At 68.0% G+C, this 24,237-nt stretch carries 26 protein-coding genes; 20 read left to right on the plus strand and 6 right to left on the minus strand.

What is annotated here, in order from left to right; translation table 11 throughout:
• Positions 1-110 precede the first annotated feature (110 nt).
• The 4 genes from ASC65_RS02945 to prfB all read left to right on the plus strand — a co-directional run bounded on the left by ASC65_RS02945 (position 111) and on the right by prfB (position 5,842).
• Complete coding sequence (locus ASC65_RS02945; RefSeq protein WP_235561379.1) at positions 111-1,325, plus strand: N-acetylmuramoyl-L-alanine amidase family protein; 1,215 nt, start codon at positions 111-113, stop codon at positions 1,323-1,325.
• A 56-nt stretch (positions 1,326-1,381) separates the two neighbouring features.
• Entirely contained in the window at positions 1,382-2,107 is a 726-nt protein-coding gene (locus ASC65_RS02950; protein ID WP_056449372.1) for an exonuclease domain-containing protein, read from the plus strand.
• A 29-nt stretch (positions 2,108-2,136) separates the two neighbouring features.
• Positions 2,137-4,557 (plus strand): penicillin-binding protein 1A, encoded by a 2,421-nt coding sequence (locus tag ASC65_RS02955; protein WP_056449374.1) that lies wholly within the window; start codon positions 2,137-2,139, stop codon positions 4,555-4,557.
• Positions 4,558-4,719: 162 nt separating this feature from the next.
• Positions 4,720-5,842, plus strand: a protein-coding gene (prfB, locus tag ASC65_RS02960) for a peptide chain release factor 2 (protein ID WP_156459536.1) whose coding sequence is annotated in 2 segments (ribosomal slippage) — positions 4,720-4,788 and positions 4,790-5,842 — 1,122 coding nt in all. Because the reading frame shifts where the segments join, the coding sequence is not laid out codon by codon here.
• A 178-nt stretch (positions 5,843-6,020) separates the two neighbouring features.
• On the opposite strand, the gene ASC65_RS02965 is transcribed toward prfB, so the two are convergent.
• The 4 genes from ASC65_RS02965 to tyrS form a co-directional block, all read right to left on the minus strand.
• On the minus strand, positions 6,021-6,578 hold the full coding sequence (locus ASC65_RS02965) for a bactofilin family protein (RefSeq protein WP_082525848.1): 558 nt from the start codon (positions 6,576-6,578) through the stop codon (positions 6,021-6,023).
• The gene (locus ASC65_RS02970; RefSeq protein ID WP_056449377.1) at positions 6,562-7,713 is read right to left on the minus strand and encodes a M23 family metallopeptidase; all 1,152 of its coding nucleotides are present in this window, start codon (positions 7,711-7,713) and stop codon (positions 6,562-6,564) included. Before ASC65_RS02970 ends, ASC65_RS02965 begins: the two co-directional genes overlap by 17 nt.
• A gap of 199 nt (positions 7,714-7,912) precedes the next feature.
• Positions 7,913-8,380 carry a peroxiredoxin gene (locus tag ASC65_RS02975; RefSeq protein ID WP_056449378.1) on the minus strand — a complete coding sequence of 156 codons (468 nt, stop codon included), beginning with the start codon at positions 8,378-8,380 and terminating at the stop codon, positions 7,913-7,915.
• An 8-nt stretch (positions 8,381-8,388) separates the two neighbouring features.
• Entirely contained in the window at positions 8,389-9,693 is a 1,305-nt protein-coding gene (gene tyrS, locus ASC65_RS02980) for a tyrosine--tRNA ligase (RefSeq protein ID WP_056449379.1), read from the minus strand.
• Between the two features lie 193 nt (positions 9,694-9,886).
• Here tyrS and ASC65_RS02985 point away from each other — a divergent pair, with 193 nt between their 5' ends.
• Positions 9,887-10,498, plus strand: coding sequence for a DOMON-like domain-containing protein (locus ASC65_RS02985; RefSeq protein WP_056449380.1), 612 nt, complete (start codon positions 9,887-9,889; stop codon positions 10,496-10,498).
• Entirely contained in the window at positions 10,495-11,697 is a 1,203-nt protein-coding gene (locus ASC65_RS02990) for an exo-beta-N-acetylmuramidase NamZ family protein (protein ID WP_056449383.1), read from the plus strand. Before ASC65_RS02985 ends, ASC65_RS02990 begins: the two co-directional genes overlap by 4 nt.
• 39 nt (positions 11,698-11,736) lie before the next feature.
• Here the strand turns inward: ASC65_RS02990 and ASC65_RS02995 are convergent, their stop codons facing one another.
• A complete protein-coding gene (locus ASC65_RS02995; protein WP_056449385.1) occupies positions 11,737-12,387 on the minus strand; it encodes an alpha/beta hydrolase in 651 nt (216 codons plus the stop codon).
• A 161-nt stretch (positions 12,388-12,548) separates the two neighbouring features.
• Between ASC65_RS02995 and ASC65_RS03000 the strand changes: the two genes are divergently transcribed.
• The 14 genes from ASC65_RS03000 (at position 12,549) to ASC65_RS03065 (ending at position 23,460) form a co-directional block, all read left to right on the plus strand.
• Entirely contained in the window at positions 12,549-13,019 is a 471-nt protein-coding gene (locus ASC65_RS03000; RefSeq protein WP_056449388.1) for an Rrf2 family transcriptional regulator, read from the plus strand.
• Positions 13,016-14,152, plus strand: a complete 1,137-nt coding sequence (locus ASC65_RS03005) for a cysteine desulfurase family protein (RefSeq protein ID WP_056449391.1) — start codon at positions 13,016-13,018, stop codon at positions 14,150-14,152. Before ASC65_RS03000 ends, ASC65_RS03005 begins: the two co-directional genes overlap by 4 nt.
• Positions 14,153-14,155: 3 nt before the next feature.
• Positions 14,156-15,625, plus strand: a complete 1,470-nt coding sequence (sufB, locus tag ASC65_RS03010; RefSeq protein WP_056449395.1) for a Fe-S cluster assembly protein SufB — start codon at positions 14,156-14,158, stop codon at positions 15,623-15,625.
• Positions 15,622-16,326 carry a TIGR02466 family protein gene (locus tag ASC65_RS03015; protein ID WP_056449396.1) on the plus strand — a complete coding sequence of 235 codons (705 nt, stop codon included), beginning with the start codon at positions 15,622-15,624 and terminating at the stop codon, positions 16,324-16,326. Before sufB ends, ASC65_RS03015 begins: the two co-directional genes overlap by 4 nt.
• A gap of 178 nt (positions 16,327-16,504) precedes the next feature.
• On the plus strand, positions 16,505-16,822 hold the full coding sequence (locus tag ASC65_RS03020; protein ID WP_156459537.1) for a hypothetical protein: 318 nt from the start codon (positions 16,505-16,507) through the stop codon (positions 16,820-16,822).
• Positions 16,823-17,572 (plus strand): Fe-S cluster assembly ATPase SufC, encoded by a 750-nt coding sequence (sufC, locus tag ASC65_RS03025; protein ID WP_056449400.1) that lies wholly within the window; start codon positions 16,823-16,825, stop codon positions 17,570-17,572.
• Positions 17,569-18,591: a Fe-S cluster assembly protein SufD gene (gene sufD / locus ASC65_RS03030; RefSeq protein ID WP_056449401.1), complete on the plus strand. Its 1,023-nt coding sequence runs from the start codon at positions 17,569-17,571 to the stop codon at positions 18,589-18,591. The genes sufC and sufD overlap by 4 nt, the downstream gene beginning before the upstream one ends.
• Entirely contained in the window at positions 18,570-19,808 is a 1,239-nt protein-coding gene (locus ASC65_RS03035) for an aminotransferase class V-fold PLP-dependent enzyme (protein WP_056449402.1), read from the plus strand. Before sufD ends, ASC65_RS03035 begins: the two co-directional genes overlap by 22 nt.
• Complete coding sequence (locus tag ASC65_RS03040; protein ID WP_056449403.1) at positions 19,805-20,191, plus strand: SUF system Fe-S cluster assembly protein; 387 nt, start codon at positions 19,805-19,807, stop codon at positions 20,189-20,191. The genes ASC65_RS03035 and ASC65_RS03040 overlap by 4 nt, the downstream gene beginning before the upstream one ends.
• 11 nt (positions 20,192-20,202) lie before the next feature.
• Positions 20,203-20,601, plus strand: coding sequence for a HesB/IscA family protein (locus tag ASC65_RS03045; RefSeq protein ID WP_056449404.1), 399 nt, complete (start codon positions 20,203-20,205; stop codon positions 20,599-20,601).
• Positions 20,601-21,602 (plus strand): methionine ABC transporter ATP-binding protein, encoded by a 1,002-nt coding sequence (locus ASC65_RS03050; protein ID WP_056449407.1) that lies wholly within the window; start codon positions 20,601-20,603, stop codon positions 21,600-21,602. The genes ASC65_RS03045 and ASC65_RS03050 overlap by 1 nt, the downstream gene beginning before the upstream one ends.
• Complete coding sequence (locus tag ASC65_RS03055; RefSeq protein ID WP_056449408.1) at positions 21,602-22,258, plus strand: methionine ABC transporter permease; 657 nt, start codon at positions 21,602-21,604, stop codon at positions 22,256-22,258. The genes ASC65_RS03050 and ASC65_RS03055 overlap by 1 nt, the downstream gene beginning before the upstream one ends.
• A 23-nt stretch (positions 22,259-22,281) precedes the next feature.
• On the plus strand, positions 22,282-23,088 hold the full coding sequence (locus tag ASC65_RS03060) for a MetQ/NlpA family ABC transporter substrate-binding protein (protein ID WP_056449409.1): 807 nt from the start codon (positions 22,282-22,284) through the stop codon (positions 23,086-23,088).
• A gap of 3 nt (positions 23,089-23,091) precedes the next feature.
• Positions 23,092-23,460, plus strand: coding sequence for a TfoX/Sxy family protein (locus ASC65_RS03065; RefSeq protein WP_056449411.1), 369 nt, complete (start codon positions 23,092-23,094; stop codon positions 23,458-23,460).
• Here the strand turns inward: ASC65_RS03065 and ASC65_RS03070 are convergent.
• Positions 23,450-24,235, minus strand: a complete 786-nt coding sequence (locus tag ASC65_RS03070) for a lysophospholipid acyltransferase family protein (protein WP_056449414.1) — start codon at positions 24,233-24,235, stop codon at positions 23,450-23,452. The two genes, ASC65_RS03065 and ASC65_RS03070, sit on opposite strands and share 11 nt — an antisense overlap.
• Positions 24,236-24,237: the final 2 nt, after the last annotated feature.

Raw genomic sequence — 24,237 nt, forward strand, 5'->3', positions numbered from 1 at the left:
CCATCAAGCATAGTCACCGTAAACGTGAATGAAAAGGCGCGTTCGCCTTAACGCGTTGCTGACGCGCCTGTGGCATAATGGAAGCGTCAGAATAACGGGTTTCGCAGAGGATGAACGGGCTTACGCGGCTGTTTCCGCCGGATTGGGGCGTGCGTCAGTGGGCGATGGCGGCTGTGGCCGCCGTGGTCTTCTGCGTCGCTGTGCTGGCGGCCGGGCGCGGCCTGGCCTCCGGAGCCATGGGCGAAATCATGCGCGTTCGCTTCGGCGGCGACGCCGAACGCACCCGTGTGGTCGTTGATCTAGACCGCACCTCGCGCGGCGAGGTGCTGCAGACGGGCGCTGACGGCCGGGTGGTCGTCAGCCTGTCCGGCGTGACCACGCCGCCTGGCCTGAACGGTCGGGGCGTCGGCCTGGTGCGCGGCTATCGTGTCGCCGGGGCGGGCGCCTCCTCGCGGGTGGAGCTGGACCTGGCCACCAGCGCCGAGATCGAGCGCCGCTTCCTACTGCCGCCGGGCGACGGCATCAGCCACTATCGCTACGTCATCGACCTGAAGGCCACCGGGCGGGCCCCGACGCGGCCGAACCGGGCGCCTGAGCCGCCGCGGCCGGCGGAGCGGCCCCTGATCTATATCGACGCCGGCCACGGCGGTCGCGACCCCGGCGCCCAGGGCGTCCATGCGCGCGAAAGCACGGTGACGCTGGCCGCCGCCCAGACCCTGAAGCAGGCGCTGGAGCGCACCGGCCGCTATCGCGTGCGCATGACGCGGGACAGCGACACCTACGTCGACCTCTATCGCCGGGTCGCGATTGCGCGCGCCGCGGGCGCCGACCTGTTCATCTCCCTGCACGCCGACGCCGGCGGCGACCCCGCCACGCGGGGCGCCAGCGTCTACACCCTGTCGGAACAGGGGGCGGGCCGGGCGGTGCGTGAGTTCACCAGCGCCGACAACTGGCAGCGCAGCCTCAATCTGCCGGGCCGTGACGCCTCGGTTGACCGCATCCTGCTCGACATGACCCAGCGGGCCACCCAGAACCGTTCGGCCCAGCTGGCCCGGACGCTGCTTGGCGAGCTGGAGGGGGCGGACCATCCGCTGCTGCGCCGCAGTCACCGCGACGCCGGCCTGGCGGTCCTGTTGGCTCCGGACGTGCCGGCGGTCCTGCTGGAGATGGGCTTCATCACCAATCCGGAAGACGAAGAACTGCTGACCAACGCCCGGGCCCGTCGACGCATGATGCAGGCCGTGGCGGACGGCATCGACCGCTACTTCCGTGAGCCGGCGGGCGAAGTGCAGTTGGCCTCTACCGGGACGACGAGCGCCCACTGACCGCTTTTGACGCATCCGGGGTGCATGATCGGCCCTGAGCGATTATCTGGGCCGCCATGCGTCTGCGCGTCATCGACCTTGAAACCACCGGTGGAGACCGGACCGCCGAGATCATCGAGGTCGGGATCGTCGACGTCGTGCGCGACGGAGAGGGCTGGCGCGCCCTGCCGCCGGTGACCAGACTGTTCCGGCCGAAGGGCGAGATCTCTGTGCATGCGATGGCGGTGCACCACCTGACGCCTGACGATTTCTGCGACGCCGACCCGCACTGCGACGAATATCGGCTGCGCGAGATGTTCGCGGCGGCCCCCGCGGACGTCATGGTCGCCCACAGCGCCCGTTTCGAGCGCGGCTTCATCGCCGACACCGCCACCGGCGGCCTGCCCTGGATCTGCACCGTACGCGCCTCTAAGGCGGTGTGGCCCCAGTCGCCGGGCCATTCGAACCAGGTTCTGCGCTATTGGCGGGGGCTGCGGCTGGACCCGGCGATGGCCAATCCGGCACACCGCGCCGGGCCGGACGCTTGGGTCACGGCGCACATCCTGATCGACCTTCTGAAGGAGGCGAGCGTCGAGCAGATGTTGGCCTGGACCAGTGAACCGCGCACGCTGAACAAGATTCCGTTTGGCAAGCACCGCGGCAAACCGTGGTCAGAACCGCCGCTGGACTACCTGCGGTGGATGGCCGGGCAGGGCGACATGGACGCCGAAGTCGTGGCCGCGGCGCGACAGGAGTTGGACCGTCGCACGGGGGCTCTGGCGGAGGCCTCCGCCGCGGGCTAAACCCTCCCTTCGGGCGTCATTCGGAGCATATGGTGAAGATAGCCGAACGCTGGTTCGTCATGGCGGGCGTCGCCCTGCTGGGCGCTATTGCGCTGGCCGGGCTGGTGGTCACGGTCTATGCCGCATGGCTGTTCCACGACCTGCCCGACGCGTCTGAACTGGCCGACTATCGGCCGGCCACGGCGACGCGCGTCTATGCCGGCGACGGCACCCTGATCGGCGAGTTCTCGGACGAACGCCGGATCTACGTCTCCTACGAACAGATTCCCGAGCCGGTCGTGGAGGCCTTCCTGGCCGCTGAAGATCGCAATTTCTTCAGCCACGGCGGCGTCGACGTATCCGGTCTGGGCCGGGCGATGTTCAAGAACGTCTTCAACGCGGTCTCGGGGCGCCGCCTCGAGGGCGGCTCGACCATCACGCAGCAGGTCGCCAAGAACGTTCTGCTGACCAACGAGAGCAGCATCAACCGCAAGGTCAAGGAAGCCATCCTGGCCAACCGTCTCGAGGCGACGCTGTCCAAGCAGCAGATCCTCGAGCTGTACCTGAACGAGATCTTCCTCGGTTATCGCTCGTACGGCGTGGCCGCGGCGGCCTACAACTATTTCGGCAAGTCGCTGGATCAGCTGACGCCGGACGAGGCGGCCTTCCTGGCGGCCCTGCCCAAGGGGCCGAACAACTACCATCCGAAGCGCCATCCGGCCGCGGCCAAGGGCCGTCGCGACTGGGTGCTGGGCGAGATGGCCCAGAACGGCTTCCTCACCGAGGAGCAGATGCAGCAGGCCCGCGCCCGGCCGCTGGTCACCCAGGACGCGCCGCGCCGGGCCCAGTACGCCGACGCAGACTTCTTCGTCGAGGAGGCGCGCCGCCAGGCCATCGCCCGCTTCGGCCGCGAGGAGGTCAACCGCGGCGGCTATTACATGCGCACCACGCTCGATCCCGAGCTGCAATCGGCCGCCCGCGACGCCCTGATGAAGGGGCTCGAGAACTACGACCGTCGCCATGGCTGGCGCGGGGCGTGGGGCACGACCGACTTCGCCGAGGGCTGGCAGGCCAAGGCGCTGGACCAGACGCGTCCGCCCGAGCGTCGCGCCTGGCAGGCCGCGGCCATCGAAAGCGTCGCCGGCAACAATGTGCGCATCCGGACCGCCCGCGACGGCAACACCGGCTCCCTGATCGCCGAGGACGCCGCCTGGGCCAACGCCAACCGTCCGCTGAAGCGCGGCGACCTGATCTTCGTCGAGGCCCGCGGCGGCCAGTTCGCCCTGAAGCAGGTTCCGGCCGTCAACGGCGCCATGGTGGCCATCGAGCCGCAGTCGGGCCGGGTCCTGGCCATGGTCGGCGGTTATTCGCACTCGCTGTCCAGCTTCAACCGGGCCACCCAGGCCGAGCGCCAGCCGGGTTCGGCCTTCAAGCCGTTCGTCTATGCGACGGCGCTGGAGGGCGACTACACGCCGGCCTCGATCGTGCTGGACGCCCCGATCAGTTTCGCCGGCGGCCCGAACGGCACCCGCTGGAGCCCTGAGAACTACAGCCGCGAGTACTACGGCCCGCAGACCCTGCGCCGCGGTCTGGAGCTGTCGCGCAACGTCATGACGGTCCGCCTGGCCCAGGCCGTCGGCATGAAGAACGTCGTCGACCTGTCGAAGCGGATGGGCGTCTCGGACACTCTGCAGCCCAATCTGTCGGTGTCGCTTGGGGCAGGGGAGACCACTCCCTATCGCCTGACCGCAGCCTACGCCGCCTTCGTCAACGGCGGTCGCCGCGTCGATCCCTACCTCATCGAGATGGTCCAGGACCGCGACGGCGAGACCATCTTCCGCGCCGACGACCGCGCCTGCCGCGGCTGCGACCGGGCCTTCAGCGGCCAGGAGTCGCCGAAGCTGGAGCAACGCGGCGAGCAGGTCATCGACCCGATCACCGCCTATCAGATCTCGTCCATGCTTGAAGGCGTGGTCCAGCGCGGCACCGCCGCCAGCGCCCGCGGCCTGGGCCGTTGGGTGGGAGGCAAGACCGGCACGACCAATGAGTACCGCTCGGCCTGGTTCGTCGGCTTCTCGTCGGACATCGTCGTCGGCGTCTTCATCGGCTTCGACGACAACCGGCCGCTGGGCTCGGGCGAGACCGGCGCCACCGGGCCGGTGCCGGTGTTCAACGACTTCATGCAGGTCGCCCTGCGCAAGCGCCCGGCGCGTCCGTTCGTCCGGCCCAAGAACGCGGTCTTCCGCACCGTCAACGGCATCGAAGAGGCCTTCCGTCCCGGCACCGAGCGTCGCCGCGAGGAACAGGCGCCCCGTCCGCAGGTTCCGACCGGCCCGCAGAACTACAACGACATCCTGCGCCGCGAAGAGGAGGAGGCCGCCGGCCTGCCGCCCTCGACCGCCCCGACCCCCCCGACGACGCCGCCGCCCGCGAAGAAGGAGCCGGCGGAGGATCTGAGCGGACTCTATTAGGTTCTAGGTTCTAGGGGCTAGGTTCTAGGGTGAGACGGGGTGCGTCTGTTCGCAGCCCTGCTTTTCCCCTAGCCCCCAGAACCTAGCCCCTAGAACCTCACTTCCCCTTTTCCCCGGCGCGCTCTATGTCCGCGCCTCACTTTGATGTCGCTGGAGAATGCGATGAGACCGGATGTCGAGGCCATGAAGGCCGACATCGAGCAGAGCATCGCTCTGCTCAGGAGGCGTCTTTGACTGGGATGTCGCGCTTCGGAAGCTCGATGAGCTGAACGCGCGGGTCGAGGACCCGACGCTGTGGAACGACCCCGAACAGGCCCAGGCCGTCAGCCGCGACCGCTCGCGGCTGGAAGCCCAGATCAATACTGTCCGCGAGATGGAGCAGGGCCTCGAGGACGGGGTCATGCTGGCCGATATGGCCGACGAGGAAGGCGACGAGGCCGCCCTGGAAGGCGCACGCGCCGACCTGAAGGCGATCAAGGACCGCGCCGCCCGCGCCGAGCTGGAAGCCCTGCTGTCCGGCGAGGCCGACGGCAACGACGCCTATCTGGAAGTGAACTCCGGGGCCGGCGGCACCGAGTCCAACGACTGGGCCGGCATGCTGCTGCGCATGTACACCCGCTGGGCCAAGGCGCACGGCTATGAGGTCGAGGTCGAGGCCGAGGAATCGGGTGAACAGGCCGGCATCAAGTCCGCCACCATCCTGATCAGCGGGCCCAACGCCTATGGCTGGCTGAAGTCGGAATCGGGCGTGCACCGTCTGGTGCGCATCAGTCCCTACGACGCCGCCGCCAAGCGCCATACCTCCTTCGCCTCGATCGGGGTCTCGCCGGTCGTCGATGACGCCATCGAGATCGACATCAACCCCTCGGACGTGCGCACCGACACCTACCGGGCCTCGGGGGCCGGCGGTCAGCACATCAACAAGACCGACTCCGCCGTCCGCCTGACGCACATCCCGACCAACACGGTCGTGGCCTGCCAGGCCGGGCGGTCGCAGCACCAGAACCGCGACCAGGCCTGGAAGATGCTGCGCGCCCGCCTGTACGAGCTGGAGCTGCAGAAGCGCGAGGCCGCCGCCCAGGCGCTGGCCGACGCCAAGACCGACATCGGCTGGGGTCACCAGATCCGCTCGTACGTCCTGCAGCCGTATCAGATGGTCAAGGACCTGCGGACCAACGTCGAAACCTCCGACACCCAAGGGGTGCTGGACGGGGACCTGGACGACTTCATGGGGGCTGCCCTGGCCGCCCGGGTCGGCGAGACGCGGGGCTCGACGGTCGAGTAACGGCGGTTGGGAAGTGGCTATTGGCTAGTGGCTAGTGGCTAGCGGTCCCAGCGTCTCTCTTCGTCGGCGCGAGAGACCCCACCAAATAGAAAGGCCCCGGAGGCGATCCGGGGCCTTTTTTCGTTGCAGCCGGTCGGCGGGCTAGCTTGCCCACTAGCTACTAGCCACTAGCCACTGATCAGGCGTGCGGCTTCATGTCGATGAGCTGCGGCGCGACTTCCGCCGGCGCCGCGACCGGAGCGGCCGCGCGGGGCGCGGCGACCGGGGCCGGAGCCTCGCGACGGCCCTGCAGGACGCGGCCCTGGAAATAGGCGCCGATGTCGATCGACAGCTGCTCGGCGGTGATGTCGCCGTCGACGTAGGCGGTGGCGATCAGCTTGACCTGCTTGCCGTTGACCGCGCCGACGACGCGGCCCCGGACTTCGACGTAGTCAGCCGAGACGTTGCCCTCGACCGCACCGGTCTCACCGACGATCAGGCGGCCGACGCGGACGTCGCCCTTGATCTGGCCGTCGATCTGCAAGTCGCCCGAGCCAGAGATATGACCCTCGAACTGAAGGTCCGACGACAGGGTCGACAGGCCGCGCTGGGCCACCGGCGTGGCGGCCGGACGGGGCGCGGCGCTCGCCTGAGCGGCGCCCGGCGACGGCAGATCCGGCAGCGGCGGAATGGCGGAACCGGCGTCAGAGCGCGGCTGAGGCGCGGACGGGGCGGGGGATTTAGTCTTGTTGAACAAGTTGGTCTCCGGCTCTCATGAAGCGGGCGGGGTTTTGCGGGCGGCCGTTCATCCACACTTCGTAGTGCAGGTGAACGCCGGTTGAGCGTCCTGTCGTTCCCATGGCGCCGATGCGCTGGCCGAGCGCCACGCGCTGGCCGGGCCGTACGGCCATGGAGTTGAGGTGGGCGTATCGCGTCTTGAAGCCGCGTCCATGGTCTATCTCGACCGTGTTTCCATACCCTGAACGAACACCGACGAATGACACGATTCCGGGGGCCGGCGCGACGATCGGACTATTCAGCGGGGCCGCGAAGTCCTGGCCCTGGTGCAGGGCGGGCCGGCGGTTGAACGGGTCGAAGCGGGCGCCGAAGCCGGAGGTTGTGCGGGCCTGGGTCGGGCGGCGGAACGGCATGCCTTCGGCGGCGTCGGCCAGGGTGCGCATGTCGGACAGGTTGTCGGCGGCGCGACGGATGCGGACGGCGAAGCCCTCATCGACGTCCAGTACGGCGGCCAAGGCGCGCGGGTCCGAGGCTTCGACCAGCGGTCCGCCCAGGCCCTGGCCGCTGCGCGGCGCATAGGCGGCGGGGTTCAGGCCCGCCAGGCGGAAGGCGAGGCGCAGGCGTTCAGCGCGGGTATGGGCCACGCTCTCGGCGCGGTCGATCAGGCGTTCCTGATCCAGACGGACGGCGACGAGGCGCTCGACCGGCGAGTGGTCGGACGGGTTCAGCGGCGCTGCGGGAGCAAGGGCGGTCTGGGCCCCGTCGACGCCGTGGAACATGCCCATCACCTGGGTCAGGGCGGCGTGGCGGCGTTCGACCATCTGGGCCATTTCGTCGAGCGAGCCGGTCGTCGCGGTCATGCGCACCACGGCGCTGTCGAGACGGGCCTGAAGGTCGGCGTTGAGGCGTTCGGAGGCGGCGCGGGCGCGGGCGACGGTGCGGTCCGCCTGACTCTGCATGACGAGGTCGAAGGCGAACCCGCCTGAGGCGACGATGAACCAGCTGCCGAGAACCAGGGCGCCGAGGGTCCCAAGGGCCTGCTTGCCGGGTGTCAGGGCCCAGGCCCGGACGTCGTCGCCGTCACGCAGGTACAGGTATCGCGTCGGAAACCACCGGCCCAATAGTGACTGTCTGACAGTCGTTGCTTCGGTCATTACGCGACGCCCCCACGCACGGACGTAGCGTTATGCGCCAGCTTCACGGCTGGGGACAAGTCTGTTTACGTCCTGTTAACCATCCTTGGCGCGGATGCGCGAACTTCCAAGGTATTCGGGCGTATATTTCGCCTCACAGGCGTATCCGCGAATCTTTGGAACAGCCGTTACATCTGAACGGGGACTGTTCGCTCCGTGGTCACAGCGAACGGACGGCTTCCAACACTTGGGCCGCATGACCCTTGACCGAGACCTTGCGCCAGACGCGGCGGACGACCCCGTCGCCATCGATCAGGAAGGTGGCGCGTTCAACGCCCATGTACTCGCGGCCGTAGAGGGTCTTGAGCACCCAGACGCCGTAGCGCTCGGTGACGTCCTCGGGCTCATCGGAGGCGAGCACGACCTTGAGGTCGTACTTGGCCTTGAACCGGTCGAGCTTTTTCACCGGATCGCGCGAGGCGCCGATGACCACGGCGTTGGCCGCCGCGAACTCCTCGGCCAGGGCCGAGAAGTCCTGGCCCTCGGTCGTGCAGCCGGGCGTGTCGGCCTTCGGATAGAAGTAGAGGACGACCGACTTGCCCTTGAGGCCCTCGAGCGATACCCGCCCGCCGCCGTCGGTCGCCATGTCGAAGGCCGGAGCCTTGGAGCCTTCCACCACTTCGGTCATCGCGCTTCTCACAACACCGGACGGACTAGGACGATCTGTCCGCGCTTGCCAAGGCGGACTTTGAAAGCTCCGAGTTCTTGATCAACGTCCTCAAGGGAGAACCACCGTCCAGGGTCGCGAACGAGTTCATCGTTGATCCAGACTCCCTCATTCTCGATCTTCTTGCGGGCTTGGCCGATGGAGGGAGAAAGCTTCGACGCTTTAAGCAACGCTTCAACGCGTCTTTGTGTGAACGGTCGGCCCTGATTGTTGCGCTCTTGCTCCTCAAGATCCCCTTCCCACAAGATGTACTCCGTAGTCAGGCCGGAGGTGGCGACACCTCGTTCGAAGGCGTCCTCCGAGGTGCGACGAGCTTCGGCGGCAGCCTCCGAGCCATGTAGAAGCGCAGTGGCTGCGTCAGCCAGGGCCTTCTTTGCATCATTGATTCCGGATCCCTCAAGCGCTTCGAGGCGGGCAATCTCTTCGAGTGGCAAATCGGTAAACAGGCGTAGGAACCGGCCAACATCCGCGTCCTCAACCTTCCGCCAGAATTGCCAGTACTTGAGTGGCGGCAATTGCTCGGCGTTGAGCCATACGGCTCCGTCGGCCGTCTTCCCCATTTTGCCGCCCGAGGCCGTGGTCAGCAGCGGGGTGGTCAGTCCGAAGGCGGCCTTCTGGTCGACGCGGCGCACCAGGTCGACGCCCGAAGTGATGTTGCCCCACTGGTCCGAGCCGCCCATCTGCAGGGTGCAGTTGTGGCTCCGGTTCAGCTCCAGGAAGTCCACCGACTGCATCAGCATGTAGTTGAACTCGAGGAAGGTCATCGGCTGCTCGCGCTCGAGGCGCAGCTTGACCGAGTCGAAGGCGAGCATCCGGTTGACCGTGAAATGGGTCCCGAAGTCGCGCAGGAACTGGATGTAGCCATAGCCCGACAGCCAGGCGTCATTGTCCAGCATGACCGCATCGGTCGGGCCGTCGCCGAAGGTCAGGAATTTCTCGAACACCGTCTTGATCGAGGCGATGTTGGCCTGGATCGTCTCGTCCGTGAGGTGCGGGCGCGAGGCGTCCTTGCCGGTCGGGTCGCCGACCTTGGTCGTTCCGCCGCCCATCAGGACGATCGGCTTGTGCCCGGCCTGCTGGAGCCGGCGCAGCATCATGATCTGGATCAGCGAGCCGACGTGAAGCGACGGCGCCGTGGCGTCAAAGCCGATGTAGGCGGTGACCACGCCGTTCGACGCCGCCTCGTCCAGCTCGGCCGGATGGGTGATCTGATGCACATAGCCGCGCGCCTGGAGCGTGCGCAGGAAGTCGGACTTGAAAGCGGTGTCGGTCATGGACGGCTCCGTTAGCAGGGAAGCCGGCGGGCGTCTTGTGAGATTGCGCCGGCTGGGTGCGGCGCAGGGGATCGCGGGCCGCTCGCTAGGTCAGCGGGCGGTAATAGAGGGCGGCGATGGCGCGGCGTGCGATCATGGGCATCTGGGTAGCGTCCGCCATTGACCCGCGTCAAGCGGCGGCTATCCAAGGGGGATGAAGGTTCGCTCCCTGACTCCGCACCCTCTGACGCCGTCCACGGCCGTCGATCAGATTGAGGTGGAGTTTCACCACGAAGGGCGGAGTTCTGCTCTCGCGATCTTTCGCGTGATGGGAAATGTGGCTGGCCTCGCTGTCCCGTCCCTTTCACCTGCGGTGGAAGAGGTGCAAGGCAGGGGAAGGGTCGCGTTCGCCAAGGCCGCCCTGACGGGCAGGTACGATGACTTGCCCGGCACCCCCGAGGTCGGTCGCGCAGACGCGCTTTGGCGCACCACGTGTTTCGAGGCTTTCGCAGACCTGGGCGACGGCGGTTACGCAGAGTTCAACGCCTCGCCGTCGAAGGAATGGGCGGCCTACAGGTTCGACGGCTATCGGGAGGGCATGCACAATCTGGACGGGTCAGTCGAGGTGTTCAATGTCGAGCAGGATGGCCAGAGCCTCACAATCAGCGCCTGGCTCAACTGGTCGGATTGGCCTCGAGTTAATCGGGTTGGCGTCTCCGCCGTCATCGAGGAGTCGGACGGGACAATCTCCTACTGGGCGCTAGCGCATCCGTCCGATAAGCCCGACTTCCATCACCCCGACTCCTTCGTTCTGGAATTTCCATGAAGTTCGGCCTCGATCGCCTGCTGTCCGATCCCGCCCTCAGCGCGCCGCTGAAGGGCCGCCGCGTGGCGCTGGTGGCGCATCCGGCCTCGACGACGCAGGACCTGACCCATGCGGTCGACGCCCTGGCGGCGCATCCGGACATCACCCTGAGCGCCGCCTTTGGGCCGCAGCACGGGATGAAGGGCGACCTGCAGGACAATATGATGGAGAGCCCGGACTACACCGATCCGGTGCACGGCATCCCCGTCTTCAGCCTGTACGGCGAGGTGCGTCGCCCGCGCGGACAGTGGATGAACACCTTCGACGTGGTGCTGATCGACCTGCAGGACGTCGGCTGCCGCATCTACACCTTCGTGACGACGCTGCTGTACATGCTCGAGGCCGCCGGCGAGCACGGCAAGGAGGTCTGGGTGCTGGACCGGCCCAACCCGGCGGGGCGCCCGATCGAGGGCACGACGCTGGTTCCGGGCTGGGAGAGCTTCGTCGGCGCCGGGCCGATGCCGATGCGGCACGGCATGACGCTGGGCGAGATGGGCCTGTGGTTCATCGACCACTTCAAGCTCGACGTGGCCTACCGGGTCATCGAGATGGAGGGCTGGAAGCCGGAGGCGGGCCCCGGCTACGGCTGGCCGCTCAGCGAGCGCAGCTGGATCAACCCCAGCCCCAACGCCCCCAACGTCTCCATGACCCGGGCCTATGCGGGCACGGTGATGCTGGAAGGGGCGACGCTGTCCGAGGGGCGGGGCACGACCCGGCCGCTGGAGCTGTTCGGGGCGCCGGACATCGACGCCCGCGCCGTCATCGCCGAGATGAAGGCCTTCGCGCCGCAGTGGCTGAAGGGCTGCGTGCTGCGCGACATGTGGTTCGAGCCGACCTTCCACAAACACGTCGGCAAGCTGTGCTCGGGGGTGCAGATCCACGTCGATGATCCGGCCTACGACCACGAGGCGTTCCAGCCGTGGCGGGTGCAGGCGCTGGGCTTCAAGGCGATCCGGCGGCTCTATCCCGACTATGATCTGTGGCGCGATTTCCCGTACGAGTACGCCTTCGGGAAGCTGCCGATCGACGTGATCAACGGCGGGCCGGGGCTGCGGGAGTGGGTCGACAACCCGGCCTCGACGCCGGATGACCTCGACGCCCTGGCGAAGCCGGACGAGCGGGCGTGGCTGGAAACGCGCAAGCCGTTCCTGCTGTACTGAATTGAAAAGGGGCCCCAGAGGGCCCCTTTTTTTTGCGGCTTACGCCGGCTTTTCTTCCAGGCGCTTGTCGAGGTAGGCGCCGACACGGCGCTCGACGGCGTCGATGTGGTCCTGCCAGAAGTGGCTCGCGCCTTCCTCCAGCTCATAGTCGATGATGATGCCCTTCTGGGTGCGCAGCTTGTTGACCACGCGCTCGACCTCGACCGGCGGCACGATGGTGTCGGCCGTGCCGTGCAGGAACAGGCCCGAGGCCGGGCAGGGGGCCAGGAAGCTGAAGTCGTACATGTTCGACGGCGGCGAAACCGAGATGAAGCCGTCGGTCTCGGGGCGGCGCATCAGCAGCTGCATGCCGATGTAGGCGCCGAACTGGTAGCCGGCGACCCAGGTCTGCGACGCGCCCGGGTTGTTGGCCTGCAGCCAGTCCAGGGCGGTGGCGGCATCGGCCAGTTCGCCGACGCCCGAGTCGAACTCGCCCTGCGACTTGCCGACGCCGCGGCTGTTGTAGCGCAGGGTCGCGAAGCCGCGCTTCACGAACAGCTGGTACAGGGTCACCGCCACCGGGTTGTTCATGTGCCCGCCCGCCTTGGGGTGCGGGTGCAGGATCAGGGCGATCGGCGCGTTGGGGCGCTTGCCGGGGGAGTAGCGGCCTTCGATGCGGCCCGAGGCGCCGGGCAGGATGACTTCAGGCATGGGCTTCCAGAAAATCCGCGTTCACGTGTCATTTCGCAGCTGCGTAATACTTGACCGCGAGGGTAGGACTTTCTAAGTCCGCCGTGCGTGCCGACGCCTTTGCGAAGGCGCGGGTTCTAGCACAGGACCCTCGAAAAGCGCGCGAATTTTGAAGGTGTGCGATGCGACTGTCGACGAAGGGACGTTACGCCGTGATGGCGATGGCCGATCTGGCCAAGAACGGGCAGGTCGACGGGGTCGTGCGGGCCGTGTCCCTGGCCGAAATCGCGGCGCGTCAGGAAATCTCCCTCAGCTATCTGGAGCAGTTGTTCGCGCGGCTGCGCAAGGGCGGGCTGGTGCAGAGCGTGCGCGGCCCTGGCGGCGGCTACCGTCTGGCCAAGGGCGCCAACGAGACGGTCGTGGCCGAGATCGTGCTGGCCGTCGACGAGCCGATCCGCGCCACCCGCTGCACCGCCCAGGCCTCGCCGCGCGGCTGCATGATGGCCGGCGAACGCTGCATCACGCACAATCTCTGGGAGGACCTCGGCGACGAGATCCACCGCTATCTGGCCGGGGTCTCGCTCGAGGACGTGGTCATGAACCGCACCGGCGCGCGGCGCCGGGCGCAATCGGAAGTCGGGGTGGCGGCGTGAGCGTCTATCTGGATTACAACGCCTCCGGCCTGGTTCGACCTGAAGTTCAGGAGATCATGGCCAAGGCCCTGGCGGATAACGGCAATCCGTCGGCGGTGCACGCCGCGGGCCGCCGCGCCCGGGCCCGCATCGAGACCGCCCGTGCGCAGGTCGCGGAGCTGGTCGGGGCCGATCCGACGGCGATCATCTTCTCGTCCGGCGGCACGGAATCGAACGCCCAGGCCGTGGCCGCGGCGCTGGCCTCGGGCTGCGAGCGGCTGATCGTCGGGGCGACCGAGCATCCGTGCGTGGCCGAGGCGGCCGTCGTGTCGGGCGCCCCGGTGGAGGTGCTGCCGGTCGACGCGAACGGGGTGGTCGACCTGGCCTGGCTGGCCGAGGCGCTGGCGCGTCCGGGCCGGGCCGTGGTGGCGATCCACCACGCGAACAATGAGTCGGGCGTCATCCAGCCGATCGCCGAGGCGGCGAAGCTGGTGCGCGCTGCGGGCGGCTGGCTGCACGTCGACGCCATCCAGTCGGCGGGCAAGATCCCGGTCGATATCCGCGACCTCGACGCCGACACCCTGACCCTGTCGGCGCACAAGCTGGGCGGGCCGCAGGGCGTGGGCGCCCTGGTGCTGAAACCGGGCCGCGACGCCGTGCGCATCCTGCACGGGGCCGGGCAGGAGCGGGGCCTGCGCGCCGGCACCGAGAACGTGCCGGGCATCGCCGGCTTCGGGACCGCCGCCGACTGCGCGGCGCGCGACCTGGCCGAGGCCATGGCCCATGTGACCTGGCGCGACGCCGCCGAGGTCAGGGTGAAGGCCGCCGGCGCGACGATCATCGGCGGCGCCGTGGAGCGCCTGCCCAACACCCTGTTCATGGCCGTCGAGGGCTGGGACAGCCCGCAGCAGCTGATCACCCTCGACCTGCAGGGCGTGATGGTGTCGGCGGGCTCGGCCTGCTCCTCGGGCAAGACCAAGCCGTCCAAGGCGATCTCGGCCATGGGCCTGCACGACCTGGCCACTGGCGGGGTCCGCATCTCGGGCGGCTGGGGCACCACTGAAGGGGACTGGATCCGCTTCGCAGACGCCTGGGTCGCAGCCTGGGCGAAGCATGCAGCGCGCATCAGTGAGCGCGTGAAGGAAGACGCGTAACCCATGGCCGCTGTTCAGGAAACCATCGACGCCGTCGCCGCTCTCGAGAAATACGAGCATGGCTTCAGCTCGGACATCGAGCAGGAGTTCGCCCCCAAGGGTCTGAACGCCGACATCGTGCGCTTCATCTCGGAGAAGAAGGGCGAGCCCGAGTGGATGCTGGAATGGCGGCTGGCCGCCTTCGAGCGCTGGCTGGCGATGGAGGAGCCGACCTGGGCGGCGGTGAAGTACGATCCGATCGACTATCAGGACCTGTATTACTACGCCGCGCCCAAGGAGAAGATCGGGCCCAAGAGCCTGGACGAGGTCGATCCGGAGCTGCTGGCCGTCTACGCCAAGCTGGGTATTCCGCTGAAGGAGCAGGAGGTGCTGGCCGGGGTGCAGGGCGCGCCGCGGGTGGCGGTGGACGCCGTCTTCGACAGCGTCAGCGTGGTCACCACCTTCAAGGCCGAGCTGGCCAAGGTCGGCGTGATTTTCATGCCGATTTCCGAGGCCTTGCGCGAGCATCCTGAGCTGGTGCGCAAATATCTGGGCTCGGTCGTGCCGGTCTCGGACAACTATTTCGCGGCCCTGAACAGCGCCGTCTTCTCGGACGGATCCTTCGTCTACATCCCGCCGGGCGTGCGCTGCCCGATGGAGCTGTCGACCTATTTCCGCATCAATGCGAGCCAGACGGGCCAGTTCGAGCGGACCCTGATCATCGCCGACAAGGGCGCCTACTGCTCCTACCTCGAGGGCTGCACCGCCCCGATGCGCGACGAAAACCAGCTGCACGCCGCCGTGGTCGAGATCGTGGTGCTGGACGACGCCGAGGTGAAATACTCGACGGTCCAGAACTGGTACCCGGGCGACCCGGCGACCGGCAAAGGCGGCATCTACAACTTCGTCACCAAGCGCGCCGACTGCCGCGGCGACCGCTCCAAGGTCAGCTGGACCCAGGTCGAGACCGGTTCGGCCATCACCTGGAAATACCCCTCCTGCCTGCTCAAGGGCGAGGAGAGCTCGGGCGAATTCTATTCGATCGCCATCACCAACGGTCACCAGCAGGCCGACACCGGCACCAAGATGATCCACCTGGGCAAGAACAGCCGCAGCCGGATCATCGCCAAGGCCGTCTCGGCGGGTAAGTCGGACTCGACCTATCGCGGCCTGGTCTCGGTGCATCCCAAGGCGACGGGCGTCCGCAACTTCACCCAGTGCGACAGCCTGCTGATCGGCAAGGAGTGCGGCTCGCACACCGTGCCCTACATCGAGGCCCGCAACGGCTCGGCCCAGCTGGAGCACGAGGCGACCACGACGCGGCTCAGCGAGGACCAGCTTTTCTACGCCCAGCAGCGCGGCCTGTCGGAGGAGGAGGCGGTGGCCCTGCTGGTCAACGGCTTCGTGCGCGACGTGCTGCAGGAGCTGCCGATGGAGTTCGCCGTCGAGGCCCAGAAGCTGGTGGCGATCAGCCTCGAGGGCTCGGTCGGATGACCGCGAAGATCAACCTGACCATGAAGGTGAACCACTTCTTCTCCACGCCCGTCGTGGTGGGGAAGTTCCAGGGCAGCGACGCGTTGGCTCGTGAGATCGGCGCAGTCGCTCGCGACCACCGGCGCGCCCATCCGGGCGTCGCCGCGACCAACGTGGGCGGCTGGCATTCGAGCTACGACATGATCGCCTGGGGCGGGCCGCCGGCGAAGCAGCTCGCTGATCTGGCCATCGGCATGGCCCGGCAGGCGTCAGCCTTCGGCGAGGGGACGCCTGAGGACTATGTGTGGACGGCCCAGATGTGGGCCAACATCTCTGGGCCCGGCGCCTCGAACAAGGAGCACGTTCACCCCGGCTCGCTGTGGGCGGCGGTGTTCTACGTCGATCTCGGCGCCGACACCCCGGGCGAGGATGTCGGCGGCCTGCTGCATTTCGAGGACCCGCGGCATCCGTTGCCCAGCATGCGGCACCCGGACTTCCACCTGCGTGACGCGACCGGCAAGCCGTACAACGGCGCCCAGGCGATCAAGCCGTCCGTCGGCGATCTGGTGCTGTTCCCCTCGTGGCTGAAGCACGGCGTGACGCCCTACACGGGCTCCGGCGAGCGCGTCAGCATCGCCATGAACCTCGACTGTCAGGCGCCGAGCGCCGCGGCCAAGAACCGCGCGGCGCGCACCGTCGAGGGGCCGGAGAGCGTGCAATGACGGCGCTCCGGTCACCTCGGGCCAATCTTGCCTCCCTTCGAACAGAGGGTGTGGGCTGATGTTCGGTTGGCTTCGCAAGCCTGACAGGGAGTCGCCCAAGGGGAACGGCGAAGTTCGCCCCTTTGGCGCGGGCCCATACGAGTGGCAGCCCAGTCAAACCGTCCAACCATTCTACGTGATGCAGACGCGCGATGAGGCCGAGTTCGCTGAGTTCATGCGCCGTGCGGACCGCGCGATCGAGTGGGGTCAGCCAGAGGCTTACGTCCCCACTCCCGGAGAGCCTCGGCTTGAAACGGTCGAAGCGGACTTCTGGTGGTGGGCCCGGGTCGGCGATGAGGTCTGGGTTCTGGCCGAGCAGGTCTGGGCCTATTTCCCCGACCCGCTGCCATATTCGCTGTCTGTCCGAAGCTCGACGACTGGCCGGTTCCAGAACCTGGGCCACTTCTCGCTTCTTCCTCCGCATTGGACCAATGGTCCGCAGAAGGTTCAAACTTAAGTGCTCTCCATCTCCAACCTTCAAGTGTCCGTCGGCGACAAGCCGATCCTCAAGGGGCTGACGCTCGACGTGCCGGCGGGCGAGGTGCACGCCGTCATGGGGCCGAACGGCGCCGGCAAGTCGACGCTGGGCTACGCCCTGTCGGGCCGCCCGGGCTATGAGGCCACCAACGGTTCGGTGTCGTGGAACGGCGAGGACCTGCTGGCCCTCGACCCGGCCGAGCGCGCCGCCAAGGGCGTGTTCCTGTCGTTCCAGTATCCGCTGGAGATCCCCGGCGTGCCGGCCATGACCTTCATCCGCACCGCCCTGAACGCCCAGAAGCGGGCGCGCGGCGAGGAGGAGGTCTCGGCTCCGAACTTCCTCAAGCTGGTCCGCGCGGCGTCGCAGGCGCTGAAGATGGACTTCGACATGCTCAAGCGGCCGCTGAACGTCGGCTTCTCGGGCGGTGAGAAGAAGCGGATGGAGATCCTGCAGATGGCCCTGCTGGAGCCGTCGCTGCTGATCCTCGACGAGACGGACTCGGGCCTCGACATCGACGCTCTGCGCATCGTCGCAGACGGGGTGAACGCCCTGCGTTCGCCGGAGCGGTCGATGCTGGTCATCACCCACTACCAGCGCCTGCTCGACTACATCAAACCGGACCGCGTCCACGTCCTGGCCGCCGGCCGCATCGTCGCCTCCGGCGGGCCAGAGCTGGCCCTGCAGCTGGAAGCCGAGGGCTACGACAAATACGGGGCCGAAGCCGCGTGAACACGCCAGTCCGCATCGATCTGAAGGATCCGTCGAGCTTCCCCTCGCGCCGCGTCGAGGCCTGGAAGTACACGGACCTGCGCAAATTCCTGCGTGAGAGCCCGGCGCCGTCGCCGGAGGGCGTGGTCGCGCCCGGCGGCCCGTTCGCGGCCCTGGGCGGCGCGGAGCTGGCCTTCGTCAACGGCCGCTGCGAGGGCTTTCCGGGCATCGTCGCCGAGGGCGAGAATGTGGTGCGGCTGCGCTTCGTCTCGACGGGCGAGGGGACCGGTCATGAGGCGCGGGTCACCATCGACGTGAAGGCCGGGGCTTCGCTGGTCCTGCTGGAGAGCTACGAGGGCCTGGCCCCGGCCTACGTCTCGAATGTCGAGCTGGAGATCACTGTCGGCGAGGGCGCGAGCCTGACGCGGGTGATCCTGGCCGAGGACTCCGAGGACGCCATCGGCCTGAGCCAGGCTCACATCGCGCTGGCTCACGGTGCGACCCTGCACCAGGCGGCCTTCAGCGCCGGCGGCAAGCTGCAGCGGACCGAGACTCGCGTCGAGCACCCCGGCCACGGCGCCTTCGTACGGCTGGACGGCGCCTACATTCTTTCCGGCGCGCGGCATGCTGACTTCACCAGCATCGTCGACCACGGCGGGCCCGACGGGCGCACGTCCCAGCTGACCAAGGGCGTCGTGCGCGATGCAGCGCGCGGCGTTTTCCAGGGCAAGATCATCGTCGAGCGCGGGGCCGACGGCACCGACGCCCGCATGGGCCATCACGCCCTGATCTTGGGCGAACGCGCCGAGATCGACGCCAAGCCGGAGCTGATCATCTACGCCGACGACGTGCAGTGTGCGCACGGCAATACAGTCGGCAATCTGGATCAGAACGCCCTGTTCTACATGCAGCAGCGCGGCATTCCTCTGGAGGAGGCGCGGGCCCTGCTGACCGAGGCCTTCCTGATGGAAGTCGTCGACCGCATCGAACACGACGGCGCGAAGGAAGTGGTGCGGGCATGGCTGACGGATCGCCTGTGAACCGGTTTGACGCCTACGCCGCGCGCGCTCAGTTCCCGATCCTGTCGCGGACGGTGAACGGCAAGCCGCTGGTCTATCTGGACTCGGCCGCCTCGGCGCAGAAGCCGCGGGCGGTGATCGACGCCCTGACGGCCTCGATGGAGGGCAGCTACGCCAACGTCCACCGCGGCCTGCACACCCTGGCCAACGAGACGACCGAGGCTTTCGAGAATGCGCGCGAGAGCGTTGCGCGGTTCCTCAACGCCCCGGCGGCGACGAACATCGTCTGGACCAAGGGCGGCACCGAGGCGATCAACCTGGTGGCGGCGGGCATCGGTCAGTCGATCCAGCCCGGCGACGAGATCATCGTCAGCCAGATGGAGCACCACTCCAACATCGTGCCGTGGCACCTGCTGCGGGAGCGGCGCGGGGCGGTGATCAAGTGGATCCCGGTGCTGGACGACGGCTCGCTGGACATGGCCGCCTACGCCGAACTGCTGGGGCCGAAGACCAAGGTCGTCGCGGTCACCCACATGTCGAACGTGCTGGGCACGATCATTCCGATCGCCGAGATCACCCGCCTGGCTCACGCCGCCGGGGCGCAGGTGCTGATCGACGGCTGCCAGGGCGCGGTGCACGCGACCCCGGACGTTCAGGCCATCGGCTGCGACTTCTACGTCCTGACCGGCCACAAGCTGTACGGCCCCTCAGGCATCGGCGTGCTGTACGGCGCGGCTGAGGCGCTTGAGGCCCTGCCGCCGTACCAGGGCGGCGGCGAGATGATCGAGTCGGTCGAGATGGACCGGATTACCTACGCCAAGCCACCGCACCGCTTCGAGGCCGGCACGCCGCCGATCCTGGAAGCCATCGGCCTCGGCGCCGCCATCGACTGGCTGAGCCAGTTCGACCGGACTGCCGTGCAAGCGCATGAGAAGGCGCTGTACGACCACGCCCGCCAGCGGCTGGAGGGCGTCAACTGGCTGCGGGTCATCGGCGAGGCGGAGGGGAAGGGCGCGATCCTGACCTTCACCGTCGATGGGGCCCACGCCCACGACATCGCCCAGGTGATGGACCGCTACGGCGTCGCCGTGCGCGCCGGTCTGCACTGCGCCGAGCCGCTGTCGGCCCATTTCGGCCTGACGTCGAGCGCTCGGGCCAGCTTCGCCCTATATAATACGACAGAGGACGCCGACGCCTTCGCCGACGCCCTGATCAAGGCCCGTGAGTTCTTTGCATGAGCGACCAGACGACCCCTGTGGAAGATGACGGCGGGCGCGCCGCGGCCGTGGCCTCGGGCAAGATCAGCCAGCACGAGCTCGACCATCTGACCGACGAGATCATCACCGCCCTCAAGACGGTGTTCGACCCGGAGATCCCGGTCGACATCTATGAGCTGGGGCTGATCTACAAGGTCGACCTGTCCGACGACCGCGACGTGGCCGTCGAGATGACCCTGACCGCGCCGGGCTGCCCGGTCGCCGGCGAGATGCCGATCTGGGTCGAGCAGGCGGTGATGAAGGTCGAGGGCATCAAGTCGGCGACGGTCGAGCTGACCTTCGATCCGCCGTGGGACGCCTCGAAGATGAGCGACGAGGCCAAGCTGGCCCTGAACATGTTCTGACGGACGCCCCGATGACCGACCTTCAGACCACCACCCGTCCGCGCCGCCCGCGCCCCAAGGCCGTCACCCTGACGGAGGCGGCGGCCGAGCGCGTGCGCGAGATCATGACGAACGCCGAGAAGCCTTATGTGGCCTTGCGCGTCGGGGTGAAGAACGGCGGCTGCGCGGGGCAGGAGTACACCTTCGCCTACGCCGAGACGGTCGAGCCGCTGGACGAGGTGGTCGAGGACAAGGGCGTCACCATCCTGATCGACCCGAAGGCGATCCTGTTCCTGATCGGCTCGGAGATCGACTACGAGACGACCAAGCTGGCGTCGAAATTCGTGTTCCGGAACCCGAACCAGACCGACGCCTGCGGCTGCGGCGAGAGCGTCACCATCATTCCCGCCAAGGCGCTCGAGGCCGACTGATGATCCGTCTGCAAGGCGTGACGAGGCGCTTCAAGAGCGCCGCGGGCGAGCGCGTGGCGTTGGACGACGTCGACCTGAACGTGAAGGCCGGACAGGTGTTCGGGGTGGTCGGCCGCTCGGGCGCCGGCAAGTCGACCCTGATCCGCTCGATCAATCTGCTGGAGCGGCCGGACAGCGGCCGGGTCGTCGTCGACGGCCAGGACATGACGGCGCTGACGCCGGCCGAACTGCGCGCTGCGCGCCGGCGGATCGGCATGATCTTCCAGCACTTCAACCTGCTCAACGCCAAGACCATCGCCGAGAACGTGGCCTTCCCGCTGCGTCTCGAAGGTCGTTTGGGGCCGGAGGTTGATCGGCGGGTCGCCGAACTGCTGGAGCGGCTGGGGCTGGCCGAGCATGCGAAAAAGCATCCGGCCCAGCTGTCCGGCGGCCAGAAGCAGCGCGTCGGCATCGCTCGCGCCCTGGCGACCGGCCCCAAGGTGCTGCTCTGCGACGAGGCGACCAGCGCGCTCGATCCGGAGACGACCGAGGACATCCTGACCCTGCTGGACGAGCTGAACCGCGAACTGGGCCTGACCATCGTGCTGATCACCCACCAGATGGAGGTGGTGCGCCGGGTCTGCGACCGGGTCGCCGTGCTCAAGGACGGCCGGGTGGTCGAGGAGGGGGCGACCGCCGACGTCTTCCTCCATCCGCAGCATCCCGCGACCAAGGCCATGCTTGCCGAGGGCGAGGAGGCGTTCGACGCCAGTCTGGCCCCCGAAGGCGGCCGTCTGGCCCGCCTGACCTTCCGGGGAAATTCGACCTATGAGCCCGAACTGAGCCGCGTGGCCCGCTCGGTCGGCGTCGACTATTCGATCCTGTCGGGTCGGATCAGCCGCATCCGCGGCGAGCCCTACGGACAGTTGGTGGTCGCCTTCACCGGCGGAGACGCGGAGAAGGCCCTGAGCCAGCTCGGCGCCCGCGGCGTCATCGTCGAGGGCGTGGGGGAGGCGGCCTGATGCTAGACAACATCGACTGGCCCGAGATCGGCCGCGCCACGGTCGACACCCTGCTGATGCTGGGCGGGTCGCTGGTCCTGACCATCCTGTTCGGCATTCCGCTCGGCGTGCTGCTCTATCTGTCCGGCAAGGGGCGGCTGGCGGCCAATCCGGTGCTGAACGCCGTGCTGTCCTTCGTGGTCAATGTGCTGCGCTCGGTGCCCTTCATCATCCTGCTGATCGTCATGCTGCCGGTGACGGTGCTGCTGGTCGGCACCTCGCTCGGCGTGGCCGGGGCGATCCCGCCGCTGGTCGTTGGGGCCGCGCCCTTCTACGCCCGCCTGGTCGAGACGGCTCTGCGCGAGGTCGACAAGGGCGTCGTCGAGGCGACCCAGGCCATGGGCGGCTCGACCTTCCAGATCGTCACCCGCGCCCTGCTGCCCGAGGCCCTGCCGGGCGTCATCGCCGGGGCCACCGTCACCGCCATCGCCCTGGTCAGCTATACGGCCATGGCCGGGGTGGTCGGGGCCGGCGGCCTGGGCGACCTGGCCATCCGCTTCGGCTACCAGCGCTTCCAGACCGATGTCATGGTGGTCACCGTCGTCCTGCTGCTCCTGCTGGTGCAGTGCCTCCAGATGCTCGGCGACCGCCTGGTCGCCGCCGTCTCCCACCGCTGATCGCTCCCCCGAAAGGCTCTCCCATGCTCCGTCGTTCGCTTCTCATCGTCGCCGCCGCCTCGCTGGCCCTGGCCGCCTGCGGACAGGGAGGAGAGAAGAAGACCGACGCCAATGCGCCGCTGCTGGTCGGCGCCACCGCCGTGCCGCATGCCGAAATCCTCGAGCACATCAAGCCGATCCTGGCGGAGCAGGGCGTGAACATCGAGATCAAGGTGTTCAATGACTACGTCCAGCCGAACACCCAGCTGGCCGAGAAGCGGCTGGACGTGAACTATTTCCAGACCAAGCCGTACCTCGACGAGTTTAACGCCTCGCGCGGCTCGAACCTGGTGACCGTGGCCGGCATCCACGTCGAGCCGCTGGGCGCCTATTCGCGCCGGCACAAGTCGCTGGCCGACCTGCCGCAGGGCGCCGAGGTGGCCGTGCCGAATGACGCCTCCTCGATCGGCCGCTCGCTGATCCTGCTGCAGAAGGCCGGTCTGATCCGCCTGAAGGACCCGGCCAACCCGTTGCAGTCGCTGCGCGACATCGTCGACAATCCCAAGGGCCTGCGCTTCCGCGAGCTGGAGTCGGCGACCCTGCCGCGCGTGCTGGACCAGGTCGACATGGCGGTGATCAACACCAACTACGCCCTCGACGCCGGCCTGAACCCGAAGACCGACGCCCTGACGCTGGAAGGCGCCGACAGCCCCTATGTGAACTATCTGGTGGCTCGTCCCGACAACCAGAACGACCCGCGCATCCGGGCCCTGGCCACGGCGCTGCGCAGCCAGACGGTCAAGGACTTCATCGCCCAGAAGTACAATGGCGCAGTGATCCCGGCGGCTTGACGCATGGCCTATGACCCCGACTTCGGCGAATGGGTGCGCGAACATTTCGCCGCCCTGGGTCCGCTCGAGATCAAGCGGATGTTCGGCGGGGCGGGCGTCTATGCCCACGGCTTGATCTTCGCCCTGCTGGACGACGGGGTCGTCTGGCTCAAGGCCGACGAGGTCAATGCGCCGCTGCTGGAGGCGGCGGGATCGCGGCAGTTCACCTATCCGACCAAGGATGGGGCGCAGATGGCGATGGCCTACTGGTCGCTGCCGGAGAGCGCCCTGGACGATCCGGACGAAGCCGTGGGCTGGGCGAGACAGTCGATCGATACAGCGCTGCGCAAGGCGGCGGCGAAGAAGCCACGCAAGCCGAAACCTAGGCCGTAACCGGAACGGCCTTGGTCCGCGCCACCTCGTCAGGCGCGAGAACCCGAACTGCGGGAGTGACGGGCGCCCCGGTGGCCTCGGCGATCAGTTCGGCGGTCTTGCCTTCGACGGCGGCCTCCAGCCGGGCCAGGAACTCGTCCTTGGGCAGGCCGGTGGGGATGGGGTCGAGGAACTCCAGCGTCGCCGTGCCCGGGTTCTTGCGAAACTCTTCCTGCGGCCAGAATAGGCCCAGGTTGGTGGCCAGCGGCACGACCGGCATGTCGAAGTCGCGGTACATGTGCCAGACGCCGGCGCGGTAGCGGAATTTCTCGCCGACCTTGGCCAGGTTGCCTTCCGGATAGATGAGGATCTTGCGGCCTTCGCGGTGGGCGTCGGCGGCGCGGTGCTTGAGGGCCTCGCGGGCTTCGCGGCCGCCGCAGTTGTTGACCACGATGGCGCCCAGCTTGCGCAGCACCGTGGCCATCAGCGGAAATTTCTCGAGATGGTCGCCGGTGACGAAGGCGAGGTCGGCGAACCGGTCGTAGGTGGCGAAGCCGTCGCCCCAGCTCTGATGCTTGGAGGCGATGATGAAGGCTCCCCCGGGCAGCCGCTCGTCGCCGCGATACTGGATCTTGATGCCGGCCAGGACGCGCATGGCCTGGACCATCCGTTTCACATAGCGGCGGATGATCCAGCCGGTGGCCTCGCGGCCGGGCGCCAGCGCGGCGAGCACGGCGGCCAAGGTGTAGGATATCGACAGGGCCCAGTAGGCGACGGCGAAAGCAAAGCTGCGCATCG

The organism is Brevundimonas sp. Root1279, assembly GCF_001425945.1.
Lineage (GTDB): Bacteria > Pseudomonadota > Alphaproteobacteria > Caulobacterales > Caulobacteraceae > Brevundimonas.